The sequence below is a fragment of the Ihubacter massiliensis genome (assembly GCF_024125305.1).
Classification (GTDB): domain Bacteria; phylum Bacillota; class Clostridia; order Peptostreptococcales; family Anaerovoracaceae; genus Hominibacterium; species Hominibacterium faecale.
In genome coordinates this window covers 3,327,763-3,340,649 of sequence record NZ_JAMXVH010000001.1, presented here as the reverse complement: position 1 = coordinate 3,340,649, position 12,887 = coordinate 3,327,763, and the positions used below count along the sequence as shown (strand labels likewise).

The 12,887-nt window shown below is 49.8% G+C and carries 8 protein-coding genes; 6 read left to right on the top strand and 2 right to left on the bottom strand.

Annotated elements, in window-relative coordinates; all coding sequences use genetic code 11:
- Positions 1-32 precede the first annotated feature (32 nt).
- Positions 33-1,529: an amino acid permease gene (locus tag NIA71_RS15405; RefSeq protein WP_148397449.1), complete on the top strand. Its 1,497-nt coding sequence runs from the start codon at positions 33-35 to the stop codon at positions 1,527-1,529.
- A gap of 148 nt (positions 1,530-1,677) precedes the next feature.
- On the opposite strand, the gene NIA71_RS15400 is transcribed toward NIA71_RS15405, so the two are convergent.
- A complete protein-coding gene (locus NIA71_RS15400) occupies positions 1,678-2,586 on the bottom strand; it encodes a DMT family transporter (protein ID WP_148397450.1) in 909 nt (302 codons plus the stop codon).
- Positions 2,587-2,600: 14 nt separating this feature from the next.
- The gene (locus NIA71_RS15395; protein WP_253020883.1) at positions 2,601-4,448 is read right to left on the bottom strand and encodes a helix-turn-helix domain-containing protein; all 1,848 of its coding nucleotides are present in this window, start codon (positions 4,446-4,448) and stop codon (positions 2,601-2,603) included.
- A 190-nt stretch (positions 4,449-4,638) separates the two neighbouring features.
- Between NIA71_RS15395 and NIA71_RS15390 the strand changes: the two genes are divergently transcribed.
- The 5 genes from NIA71_RS15390 to gltX all read left to right on the top strand — a co-directional run bounded on the left by NIA71_RS15390 (position 4,639) and on the right by gltX (position 12,872).
- Positions 4,639-5,532, top strand: a complete 894-nt coding sequence (locus NIA71_RS15390; protein ID WP_253020882.1) for an aldo/keto reductase — start codon at positions 4,639-4,641, stop codon at positions 5,530-5,532.
- 74 nt (positions 5,533-5,606) lie between these two features.
- The gene (locus NIA71_RS15385) at positions 5,607-6,551 is read left to right on the top strand and encodes a magnesium transporter CorA family protein (RefSeq protein WP_253020881.1); all 945 of its coding nucleotides are present in this window, start codon (positions 5,607-5,609) and stop codon (positions 6,549-6,551) included.
- Between the two features lie 321 nt (positions 6,552-6,872).
- Positions 6,873-8,438 carry a sensor domain-containing diguanylate cyclase gene (locus tag NIA71_RS15380; protein ID WP_148397454.1) on the top strand — a complete coding sequence of 522 codons (1,566 nt, stop codon included), beginning with the start codon at positions 6,873-6,875 and terminating at the stop codon, positions 8,436-8,438.
- Positions 8,435-11,164 (top strand): EAL domain-containing protein, encoded by a 2,730-nt coding sequence (locus NIA71_RS15375; RefSeq protein ID WP_253020880.1) that lies wholly within the window; start codon positions 8,435-8,437, stop codon positions 11,162-11,164. Before NIA71_RS15380 ends, NIA71_RS15375 begins: the two co-directional genes overlap by 4 nt.
- Before the next feature lie 61 nt (positions 11,165-11,225).
- Positions 11,226-12,872, top strand: a complete 1,647-nt coding sequence (gene gltX, locus NIA71_RS15370) for a glutamate--tRNA ligase (protein ID WP_227755492.1) — start codon at positions 11,226-11,228, stop codon at positions 12,870-12,872.
- Positions 12,873-12,887: the final 15 nt, after the last annotated feature.

Here is a 12,887-nt window from a genome sequence, read left to right as displayed (position 1 = left end):
GATTTCCACAGAAGAAGAAAAAGGAGACTCTCATGAAAGAACAAAAACAAGAACGAGAAACATTGGAGAGAGGACTGAAGAGCCGCCATTTGAGCATGATTGCCATCGGCGGTACCATCGGTACCGGACTCTTCCTGGCTATGGGCGGGACCATAGCCGACGCCGGACCCGGCGGAGCGCTGACCGCATATATCGTCATGGGCATCGTCGTCTATTTTATGATGACGGCGCTGGGCGAAATGGCGACAAAGCTGCCAATCCCGGGAGCCTTTACTGCCTACGCAGACCGCTTTATCGATCCGGCGTGGGGCTTTATGAACGGCTGGTGCTACTGGTTCGGCTGTTCCATGACTGTGGCCGCGGAGCTGGTGGCCGGAGCCATCATTATTAAATACTGGTTCCCCGGTTCCAATTCCACCCTGTGGGCGATCCTGTTCATGGCCATTCTGCTGGCCTTCAACCTTTTCTCAGTAAAAGGCTTTGGCGAAGCGGAATACTGGTTTGCCGGCATTAAAGTGCTGGTAACCATCATCTTTTTGGTAATCGGCGTGCTCATGATCCTGGGTATCATGAAAGGCAACGACGCCGGATTTTCCAACTGGGTGCTGGACGGCGGAGATTCTGGAAAAGCGCCCTTCCCCAACGGACTCAGCGGCGTCATCCTGGTGTTTTTGGTCGCTGCCTTCTCCTTCTCCAATACGGAAGTGGTCGGCCTCACTGCCGCCGAATCGGAGAATCCGAGGAAAGACGTTCCCAAGGCGATCAAAAGCGTATTTTGGCGGATCCTGCTCTTTTATTTGGGGACCATCGTCATCATCGCTACCATCGTACCTTTTACAGAACCGACCCTGCTGGACGCTGCGGAGGACAACATCGCTGCATCGCCCTTTACCATTGTCTTCAAAAATGCAGGATTTGCGGCTGCGGCTTCTGTTATGAACGCGGTTATTCTCACTTCCGTGCTCTCCTGCGGTAACTCGACCATGTACAGCGCTTCCCGGACTTTGCAGGTTATGGCGAAAAAAGGGACTGCTCCAAGATTTTTCGGCAAGCTCAGCAAGAGCGGAGTTCCGGTCCGTGCTGTAATTGCTACAGCTGTTGTGGGAGCCACCGCTTTCGTAGCATCCCTGGTGGGCGACGGCATCGCTTATACGGCTGCCTATTATCTGTGCGGAATCGCCGGAGTCATCAACTGGCTGACCATCTCCCTGGCCCACTATCGGTTCAGAAAAGGATGGCTCAAACAGGGGCACACCCTCAGCGAGCTGGAATACAAAGCGCCGCTGTACCCATTCGGTACCATCTTCGCAATCGCGGTTTGTATTCTAGTAACCATTACCTGCAACTATTGGTTGTTCTCAGACTTCAACTGGTTTGACTTCATCACTTGCTACGGTATGATCCCCCTTGGCTTCCTCCTCTTCTTCGGATACAAGAAGAGACATGGGACCAAATGGGTCAAGTACGAAGATATGGATTTCGAACCGCCTGAAGGCGTGGATAAAAGCGATATTTCGGCCATTGCTTAGAAAGCGCATATGGGGGCTGCCGCATTCGTGAAAGCGAATGCGACAGCCCCTTTTGAGTGTGCTCGGCATCGCACATCTTTTCAAAATTTCAGGAGGCATAGTTTTCCGAAAAAAATTAACAATTTTCCAATAATACGCATTTTAAAATTTAAGATGCGTGCTGCTCTTCCTTTTCCTTCGCCGCTTTCCTGGCGGTCATAGCTTCCATGAAAATCAGGCTGGCGATGATGACTGCTCCGCCCGACCATCCGAACCAGCCCAAGTGATCCCCCAGAAAAATCGCCGAGAAGATGGCCCCCGATGCGGGCTCTAAGGCGCACATGATCCCTACCCTGGTAGAAGGCACATATTTCTGCCCCACCGCCTGCAACAGATACGCAATCGCCGTGCAGCACACGCCGATAAAGATCAGAACGCCCCAGTCAAACCCGGCCGGGCGCACCTGCCAGGCACCGGTAAAGAATACGGCCGCCGTTCCATAGATGGCGATCAGGATCATCATCAGCACCGAAAGCAGGGTCGGATCGTTGCGCTCATCCTTTGTCATTCTGTCCAGAAAAACGATCTGCAGCGATCCGGACAGCGAACAGCCGATGCAAATAATATCCCCCAGCGCAAAATTCAGGCCCATATCCGATGAATAGCTGAGGAGGAAAATTCCGGTCAAGCACATGAGCACGCTGATGACCGTGATCTTTGATAGTTTTTGTTTGTACAGCAGCCAGTTGAGAAAGGGTATAATGACAAAGCCCAGGCAGCTGAAAAAAGATGCCTTTGACGATGTAGTGTAGCGGATTCCCACGGTCGCGAATACGTACATGATAAAAATCAGAAAGGACAAAATAAACGCATTTTTGACCACGGTTCGGTTAATGAGGCGAAACCGCCGATAAAAAACCGCCGAAAGAAACCCGGCCGCCAGTATGAATCGGACGGCGATGATCAGGAAGGCCGGCAGCTCTTCCACGGCTTTTAGCGCCGGAAAACCCGCGCCCCACAAAAGGGTGCAGATGATAATGCCCAAAGCCGCTAAGCGTTCTTTCTTATGTATCTGCATAATCTTGTTCTCCTTTATATTCTTTGAATAACCGCGAACTCCGCTCCCACGTCCCGCAGTGAAAAATTGACCATCAGGCTGTCCTCCGCGGTTTCCGTAAAGACATCCACTTTCGGCTGGCAGTAGGATGCAAACCCCAGATCCACCGCCGGAGAAAAAGCCTCCGGAAAACCCAGTTTGTTCATCAAATCGAAAATGCTGTTCTGAGTGGTCAGCTCATACTTGGTCACGGCAAAACGCCCGCGAAGGTGGCTCAGCGTCACGTTGAGGTCAATCTCATTGTTGAATTTATAGACGATATCTTCCGCTTCATGAAGGGTCGCCGGCCGGCTGCACAAAAGGCTTGTGGAGGTATCGTAATTGTAGGCCGCTATCATGAACGCCTGGTTTTCTCCATCCAGTCTGGCGACTGCATAGTGTTTTCCCCACGTCAGCAAAGCGCCCTTCATCTTTGCCAATGCCGCATATCCATAATAGGATGGTTTTGCGATTCCGCAGGAAGTCAGTATTCCCGCACCGCCCTTAATCCGCAGCTCGTGTTCGGTTCCCTGGTCCCGCAGCCGCACATACTGAGGGTCGCTTCCAAGGATCCCTTTATAAAGCAGCTGGGGCACGCAGGCGGTCGTATCCAGTCCGTAAGCATTGGCCGCTTCCAGGCCCGATGGCATGTGCATGGTTATGGAAAACCCTCTGGCGAGCAGCTGTTTCTCCAGCAGATTCCTCGCCTCACTTATGCTTTGGTCTGTTTCCAGCAGGATCAGAGACCGGCCCAGATCGTTCAGCAGTGCGAACAAGCGGCTTCCCAGCACCCGGTAGTCCTCCGGGCTGACGATGATCTGCAGCGACGGCCGCAGAGTTTTGATCTCCTGCTTTTCCGCATCGACAATTATATCCAGCTTGAGGTTGTTGATCCTTTCTTGCCCGGTAATCTGGGAATCAATATAGGACAGCGCCCTCCTTACTAAGGAAATACTGCTGCTGTCGTTGATGGGCTCCATCCGTTCGGGATACATGGCCGATTTGATCCGATTTCCGTATAGCTCCCGATGCTGCGCGGGCGTTCTGCCGAACCACTTTAAAAAGAATTTTTCATAATAGGCGGTGGTAGAAAATCCGATGTCCCGCGCCACTGTGTGGATCTTTTTGCGCATATCCAATAGTGGAATTTCTGATAATTCTACCCGGGCAAAGCACAGAAAATCGCGAAAGCTCATTCCGATGTTTTCTTTTATCAGGTGGGATAAGTAAAACGTACTCAAGTGCTCCATATCCGCCAGCTCTTCCAGGGTGATCCGTCTGGCGTGCTCCGCATAGATGTATTGGATGATTCTGCTGATCCTTGATGCTTGGACCGGGTCCTCATTGCTGCCATTGACAATCGTTTTGCCGTTGAAGGTAAAAAGGTTAAAGCTTCGGTCAAGGCAGTCGATCAGCTCTATGGCAAGGTCGATGCACTCCTGCTTGTAATTGAGGCTTTTTTTCAGGTAGTTGAGCAGGATCATCAAAAGTATTTTTCTCATATAGTCCAGGCGGGGATGGGGACGCTGGGGATCAAACGTCCGGTAGCAGCTCTCGGGCAGCCTGGGAAAATGCTGGGAGAAAAAGGCATTGCTCAGTTGTATGATGGCCGTGATATTATCCCGTTTCGTTTTATACATGCTGTGAACTTCGTGGCCGTTGCTGGCAAAAACGCTGCCTTCTGGCATTTTATATATGCAGCTGCCGTTTTTGAGCTGTATCTCGCCTTTCAGGACGTAGACCAGCTCCACGTCCTGATGGAAGTGGAGAGGATATTCGGTGATGTTGGCAATTTTAATATTGATGGGAAAATCATTTGTATAAGCGATTTTTTCTGCAAGCATATCTTGTTTCTCCTGACGCTGTACGCAACCCTGACCAGATGCACCTATTATACTACAGTTTCCTTGACGGCACACGGGTTTGACGCTTTTTTCTCAGCAAGCCAATCTATATTTATAGCAATCGAATAGTTGCTACATCCGATCCCCCATCTTACAATAAGAACAGAATCTTTACATCGGAGGAATTGTAATGAAAACAACACCAGTTTTAACAAATACCATCGCTCTTCCTGACGGCTCATTCATGCCCAAGCTGGGTCAGGGCACCTGGCAGATGGGTGAGGATGACGCCAAATTCCATCGAGAGGTATGCGGTCTGCAATACGGGACCCGGATCGGCATGAATTTGATCGATACCGCGGAAATGTACGCAGATGGCAAGGCGGAAAACATCGTCGGAAATGCCATCCGCGATTTGCGCCGCGACCAGCTGTATCTGGTGAGCAAGGTCTATCCCCAGAATGCCTGCCGCGCCCATATTTACTCCAGCCTGCAGCGCTCCCTCAAGCTGATGGAAACCGATTATCTGGATCTTTATCTCCTTCACTGGCGGGAAGATGCGGACTTGGCAGAGGTGGCATATTGCATGGAGGATTTGCGCCGGCAGGGAAAGATCAGGCGTTGGGGCGTTTCCAATTTTGATATAAGCGATATGGAGGATCTTTGGAAAGTTCCCGATGGCAGCAACTGCTGTGTTAATCAGGTTCTTTACAATCTGGGAACGCGGGGTATCGAATACGATCTCCTTCCGTGGCAGCGGGAAAGAGGCATCCCTATTATGGCCTACAGCCCGGTGGGACAGGCCGGCGCGCTGACAACCCAAGACGGCGTTTCCAAAGCCATGCTCATGGATGATAAAAATGTGCTGGAGGTTTCTGGCAGGCTGGGAATATCAGTGGTTCAGCTGCTGCTGGCCTTTGTCCTCCGCCATGACGATGTGGCCGCCATTCCCAAGGCAGTCTCTTCTTCTCATATTGAGGAAAACGCCGCTGCTTCTCAGATCATCTTGTCCGACGCCGATCTGGAACAGCTGGAAGCCTCCTTCCCCGCCCCAGCCAAAAAAATCCCCATGGAAAAATATTGATGCGCCCGCGCAAAATTGACGGATCCCTTTTTATCGTATAAAATGTAGCAAGATAAAAAAGGGAGGTGGACATCATGCTTAAACTTTTTAAAACCGACGGCGGCGTACTGTCCCGGCTGAACGACTTCGAAGACGGAATTTGGGTGGATCTGGCAGACCCCACCATGGATGAAATCAAGTTGATCGCCGAAAAATACCAGATTGACACCAACGATATCATCGCCATTCTGGACGATGAAGAGACCTCCCGAGTCGAGCAGGAATCCGGCTATACCTTTATCGTGATCGACATTCCCAGCGAGGAAACCCGCCACGGCCGAAGCGCTTACACGACCATTCCCCTTGGAATTTTTCTTGCAGAAACAGCCATTGTCACTGTCTGCTCCGAAGCAAGCGATATTTTTTCCATTTTCAACCGAAAAAGTATGCGTTCCTTCAGCACCAAAAAGCAGATGCGCTTTGTCTATCAGGTCTTGTATTCGGTTGCCGTTGAATACCAGCGGCTGCTGCGTTACATCGATAAAACCAGAAAAGAGATCGAAACTCGTGCTATTAACAACATCGCAGAGGATACTGATCTGATCGACCTTCATGAATTAGAGTCAAACCTGGTATACTTTACCGCATCCCTCAAATCCAATATGCTGGTGATCGACCGCCTGGTGCGGTACGAGCGGATTAAAAAATACTCGGAAGATAAAGAACTGCTGGACGATGTGGTGATCGAGATCAAGCAGGCGGCGGAAATGACCGATATCTACATTAATATCATTCACGGCTCCAGAGAATTGATCGCCTCCGTGCTCAACGATAAATTGAACCGGGTCATGAAGCTTTTGACTTCCGTTACTCTGATCATGGGTATCCCGACCATCGTTTCCGGCCTCTACGGAATGAACGTGGATGAAAAGTGGATGCCCCTTTCCCACATGCAGTACGGCTTCGGCCTCATTTGCGCAGGCATTGCAGTCATCTGCGTCCTGGTTATTTTAATTATGAAAAAGAGTAAATTGCTGTAAAAGCCATAGAGAAAAACAGGAAAATTCCACGAAATATTGTTTAATAAACTCACCAAAACAGGCAGGGCATCGGCTTTGCCTGTTTTCATAATCATCACAACTTTAATTGCCTTTTTAAGGTAAAACTGCTATACTGGAGGGTACTCAATTAACTAGTACAGGTACCAAGAAAAAGTTGGTTTTACCCTGCGGAAAAAGTCTGACATATCGCATATAGGAAGAACGTCGTGCTGGATGGATTAAACAGCGGGCGGAGCAGAACGTTCCTCTATTTATCATAAATTCTGCGGGTTAAGCTTTACAGATAGAAAGGATCAATCGATGATAAGAAAAAAAAGGCAGAAGAAGGATGCCAACTGGAGGCTTTCTTTCAATCCCATTCTGCGATATAGTGCAGTTTTCTGCTTGTTGATTGTAATCGTCATTCTGCTGGGCGGAGCCGTTCTGGCTTTCAGCCAGATGAAGTCGACAACCCGCGCCTCCTTGTCCAGCACGCATTCACAAGTTTCTCTGCGCGTAAATGAGGCCATTACACTCCTGGAAGCGCTGGCGGATTTACCGGAATTTTACGACCCTTCAATCGCGCCTATCGACAAAGTCAAAAAACTGGATAAAATGGCCCCTACCTTTGGCTATATGATGATTTGCTACGTGGATTCGGACATTATTGTTTACTCAGACGGCTCCGAACCGGCCAGCCTGGCCAGCCGGGATTACATGCAGCGCCTTTTTTCCACCGGAAAGCCGCAGGTAACGGACAGTTTCCTGGCAGGTGCTGACGGCGCAACTTTGAATTATACGGTGGCAGTTCCCCTTGTGGGGCAGGAAACAAACATTACAGGGTGCCTTTTCTGTGCGATTTACTTTGACGATGTGGTAGGCATTTTAGAAGAAGCCGCAAGCATCAATCGTTCCAACGCCACCCTGCTCGGTTCCAAAGGGCAGATTATGTCCTCCACTGCGGGCCTGCCTTACGGTGATCCGATTATGAGCCAGCTGGAAGGGACAACACTGCTTGGCACCACAGCAAATGAACTGGAAGAACAACTGCTGGCCGCTCAGCCGGGAGGTTATTGGAATTTTGAAAAAGGCATGCTCTTCTATTCCTCTTACCAGCGCGTGGAAAACACCAATTGGGATATACTCTGCTCCGTAAGCTTTTGGAGCGTTTTCTCGGGTCTGCTCCCCTCCCTGTTGTTCGTTGCGGCTTTGACTGTATTTCTCTGCGGCGGCCTGATGGTGATCCTTCGCCGTTATATCGCAAAAGAGATGGCGATTGTGGACACTCTGGTCCATTCAGTGGAGGATCTGGAAAGGAAGATTTATCAGGATAAAAATCCGGAAGACCGGGATTTCAACGAGATCATTCGCCTGACCAGCACCGGGCTGTCGGATAGTCTGACTGGCGTAGTCACGCGCTCCGTATTTCTGAATCAGGCCTCCTCGCTGCTGCGAGATGCAGATCCAAATCTGGTGAGCGCTTTATGCTTTGTGGATATGGATAATCTAAAGTACATCAACGATACCCATGGTCATGGAGGCGGGGATGTAGCTCTCAAAAGTGTGGGTTACATCCTGCGGGAGTATGAAAAGCGATATGACGGAGCGGTCGGGCGGTATGGCGGCGACGAGTTTGTACTGCTCCTGATCAACCTGGAAAGCGAAGATGAACTGTGCAGTGTATTGGATGAATTGGTGCTGCGGCTTCAAGGAGAAGTCAAATCCGCCGGACAGCGCATTCCGGTTCAGTGCAGCGTAGGTGTCGCTTTGTGTCGGCCGGACTCCGATCTGGATCAGGTGATCGCCGATGCGGATGAAGCCCTGTACTTCGTAAAACAAAATGGAAAAGGCTATTATAAAATTCACAAGAACGGAGAAGCTCTATGAACAAGCAAATCCTGCAGCGTTTGTTAATCTGCGGTTTCGCCCTGCTGCTTCTGATCGCGGCGGGAATCTGTGCAAAACAAATTGAGCAGGCATTCAGCAGCGCTCATCAAACAAAAGCAAAACAAAGCCTTCAGCTTTACAGTCAGAATGTTATGTTTCAGCTCCAAAACAAGCTCAATGAAGCCGAGCCTCTGGCCAGGCTGGCCCTTGCGGCTAAAGATCCGGATGCCGACTGGTTTGAGCAAGCCGCAGCTCCTGTTATGAAAAAGGAAGGTGTGCGGTATGCCTGCCTGGTGGAAGGCGATACCGTAGTCAGCGCACTGCCCAAAGCAGAGTACGGTAGCCGGGTCGGAAAGGATTTAAAGGATTTTTCCTATGTTTATACAATGGCAAAAGTGATCAAAGACACGGTTGTAGAAGGCCCGATAGCAATCCGTTCCAACGGCTCGGAAGAGGAAGTTTTTCTTTTCCTGCAGCCAATCGTAAAAAACAATGCTTACCTGGGCGAAGTCGCAGTTGCCCTCGACAGCAGCTTTGTTTTAAAAAATCTGGGGCTCGATGGTCTCTCCCAGCAGGGATATGACTATGAAGTATGGCATGTTGACCCTGAAAACGGAGACAAAGAGATCGTTGCCGTATCCGGAGATAGCCTTGATTTTTCCCATGCCGCAAAAGTCAATATCAATCTTCCGCCCCAGTGGACTCTGAGTATACAGCCGCAAGACGGATGGCTCCCCGCTTCCTTTGTAGTCGGTATTTACATCATTTGCTTTTTTGCCGCCATATTGGTAATGGCCCTGGGATTGCTCCTATATAAACTATTTCTTCAAAGAAGACGTATCCGCCAGCTGGACATTATCGACAGGCAAACGGGGCTATACAACCAAGAGAACTTTGCTTCCGCACTGGATCTGTGGCTTGCTGACGGACCGGTAACGCTGTTTTACTTTGTTTTTGACGGCTATTGCCAAATTTCACAGATGATCGGGCCTGAACAGGAATCCGCTTTTCTCAAAAGCATTCCCGGACGTCTGACCGAGTTCATTAAAAGCCCTTTTATTGCCGGACGCCTGGGTGCCGAAAATTTTGCGGTGGGTATCCGTGAAAAGATGAATGAAAAGCAGCGGGAAGAATTTGCAAATGGCCTTTCCCTGGAACTGCTTCTTAACATCCGTCTGAACAACTGCAAGAATTTTCTTCCTGCCCGCTGCCAGTACGTCTATTGCCAGCAGGGCAGCCGCGCGGAAGATATGATTGCCTCCGTTATCGACAGCTATTATAACTCCCGGGCAGAGGAATCTCCGGTACGCATGCTTACTGAAAAATGCCGGCGGCTGATTGAGGGAGATACGGATGTCACCTTTGAAGAATATACGGATCTGGAAATGATGGAATTATCCAAGACCTTCAATCAATACCGTAAGCAAGTTGAACAGATGGCCTACTTCGATCCGGTCTTCCATGTGGGAAACCGGATCAAGTATCTGAAGGACTCCAAGGTGCTGATTACCTACGACAATAAACGAAAGTTCAGTCTCTTTTGCGTGGATATTTGTTCCTTCAGCCAATACAACGATCTCTTCAGCGCTGATATTGGCGATAAAATTCTTCACGAAACCCTGCGTCGTTTGTCGCGGTTTTTCGGTACATATCTTTATCGCATTAACGGCGATGTATTTTTAGGCATTTCTCTGTCAGAGGAAAGCGAGGCATCTTTTGCGGAAAAGCTGCAAAAATCAATGGCAGAGCCGGTCCATGCCAACAGCTCCTCCTTTGCTTTGAAAATACGGATGGTGATCTGCCGTTATCCGGACCATGGTTCCAATCCGGAAGCGCTCCTGGACTGCATACAGTCGGCCCTGCGTTTTGCGAAAACCTCGGACCGGCAATATGTAATCTACAACGACAGGCTGGACGAGATGATCCGAACGGAAGCCGGCATTATCCATCACCTGAAATCTTCGATTGAACAGGAAACCCTTGAAGTCTGGTACCAGCCGATGGCTCATCTTGTGAGCGGAACCTACAATGCAGTAGAGGCGCTGGTACGCTTGCCCGCTGGAAACGGAACGTATTTCTCTGCCGGACAGGTGGTATCATTGGCAGAACGGAGTGGCATGGTGGAAGTGCTGGGGGACTACGTACTCAAAAAAGCCTGTAAGTTCATCGCATCCCATGGAAGCAAACTGGGCCTTGAGCATATGGGCATCAATCTTTCAGTTCAGCAGCTCCTGATGGGCAACAGCTCCAATCATTTACTGACTATGATTGAAACAGCCGGCGCTGACCACAAACGGATCACTTTGGAAATTACAGAAAGTATTCTCATTCAATCCATCGAGCAGGCTTCGGCTATTTTGGACAAGCTGAGGGAAGCCGGGATTCGAATTGCTCTGGATGATTTTGGTATAGGATTTAGCAGCCTGAATTACCTTTCCAATCTACCGGTAGATGTAATCAAAATCGATCGCTCCCTGACGCGGCAAATTCCCACCAATCCCAAGCAGCACGCGTTGCTGCGCGCCATTGTGGAAATGGCGAAAATCAACTCGCTGACAGTCGTCGCAGAGGGTATTGAATCCCAGCAGGAGCAAAGCCTGATTGCGGCCCTGGACATCCAGTTTATTCAAGGCTTTTATTACGCCCGTCCTATGCCGGAAGAGGAACTCACTCGCTTTTTGAAAGAGAAGAATCCCCATTCTGATCCCCAGCTGACACCCACTTGATTATGACCGCCCTGCGGGGTATAATAGTGGGGCAAAGCTTGAAAGAGAAAGGATGCAACACATGAATTATGATAAACTGGCGGAACTCCTATTTCCGCATATAACCAAAACACCAGAAGATTATGAAACCATCTACCCGCCTCGTCAGCTGCCGGCCGGAGCCAAGGTCACCAGACTGGGCCCCAGCCCCACAGGATTTATCCATCTGGGCAATTTGTACGGCGCCTTTGTCGATGAGCGGCTGGCCCGCCAGAGCGGCGGCATCTTTTACCTGCGTATTGAAGATACGGACGATAAACGTTATGTGGATGGCGCTGTTGAAACGATCATCACATCGCTGGACTTCTTTGGCATCGATTTTGACGAGGGAGCTGCCATCGACGGATCCAACGGCGATTACGGCCCCTATTACCAGAGTCAGCGGGGTGAAATCTATCAGTGCTATGTAAAGGCGCTGGTAAAAAAGGGACAGGCCTATCCTTGCTTCCTCACAGAAGAGGAAATTGCCGCTATTCGCCAGAATCAGGAGCAAAACAAAGAAAACCCGGGAATTTACGGAGAATATGCGCCCTGCCGCGGCCTCACCTTGGAAGAAATCGAGCAAAACATCAACGCCGGAAAACCCTATGTAATACGCCTAAAGTCCGATGGTCATCAGGATCCACAGAAGGCCAGGACCATTTCTATAGAGGATGGAATACGCGGCATACTCTCCATGCCGGAAAACTATCAGGATGTGGTGATTCTGAAAGCGACCGGGATTCCCACTTACCATTTCGCCCACGTAGTGGACGATCATCTCATGCGTACGACCCACGTGGTCCGGGGAGAAGAGTGGATTTCCTCCCTGCCCATTCATGTGGAGCTATTTGAAAAACTGGGATTTGAGATGCCGATTTTCTGCCACACCGCTCAGCTGATGAAGCTGGACAACGGCAATAAGCGCAAACTTTCCAAACGAAAAGATCCGGAACTTTCCCTGGACTATTACCGGCAGGAGGGATATATGCCCCAGGCCGTAAGGGAATACTTGCTGACGGTTCTCAACTCCAACTATGAAGAATGGCGCCAGAAAAACCCGGACGCCGATGCCGGAGAATTCCCATTCCAGGTTGAAAAAATGAGCAATTCGGGAGCCCTCTTTGATCTGGACAAGCTCAACGATGTTTCCAAAGATGTTCTCGTCAAAATTCCGGCTGACCAGCTGTGCGCATTTTTAAAACAGTGGGCCGGAGAATTCAAGCCTGAGATTCTGCCTCTACTGGAAGGCCATGAGGACTATATTGAAAAGATTCTTGATTTAGGAAGAAGCGGTAAGAAGCCGAGAAAAGATTTGGTCTACGGCAAACAGATTTTCCAATTTATCCGTTATTTCTTCGATGACTATTTTGAAATCGAAGACGCTTATCCGGAAAATGCGTCAGACGATGTCAAGGAAATTTTGTCCCGCTATCTGGAAACTTACGATCACAGCGACGACCAAAGCCAGTGGTTCGATAAAATTCGGGCGATTGGGGAAGAACTGAATTATGCCGCCCGCCCGAAGGATTACAAGAAAAATCCCGATCAGTACAAAGGTCATGTCGGCGATGTGAGCACGGTGATCCGAATCGCGGTCATGGGACGGAGCCAATCCCCCGATGTTTGGGAGATCCAGCAGATTCTGGGTGAAGAACGCACTAAGGCCAGATTAAAGGCCCAGCTCTAAGAAGATGATATTAAA

Excerpts from the sequence above, each read along its gene's own strand:
- NIA71_RS15405 (WP_148397449.1), top strand. The coding sequence starts at position 33 with ATGAAAGAACAAAAACAAGAACGAGAAACATTGGAGAGAGGACTGAAG.
- NIA71_RS15400 (WP_148397450.1), bottom strand. The coding sequence starts at position 2,586 with ATGCAGATACATAAGAAAGAACGCTTAGCGGCTTTGGGCATTATCATC.
- NIA71_RS15395 (WP_253020883.1), bottom strand. The coding sequence starts at position 4,448 with ATGCTTGCAGAAAAAATCGCTTATACAAATGATTTTCCCATCAATATT.
- NIA71_RS15390 (WP_253020882.1), top strand. The coding sequence starts at position 4,639 with ATGAAAACAACACCAGTTTTAACAAATACCATCGCTCTTCCTGACGGC.
- NIA71_RS15385 (WP_253020881.1), top strand. The coding sequence starts at position 5,607 with ATGCTTAAACTTTTTAAAACCGACGGCGGCGTACTGTCCCGGCTGAAC.
- NIA71_RS15380 (WP_148397454.1), top strand. The coding sequence starts at position 6,873 with ATGATAAGAAAAAAAAGGCAGAAGAAGGATGCCAACTGGAGGCTTTCT.
- NIA71_RS15375 (WP_253020880.1), top strand. The coding sequence starts at position 8,435 with ATGAACAAGCAAATCCTGCAGCGTTTGTTAATCTGCGGTTTCGCCCTG.
- gltX (WP_227755492.1), top strand. The coding sequence starts at position 11,226 with ATGAATTATGATAAACTGGCGGAACTCCTATTTCCGCATATAACCAAA.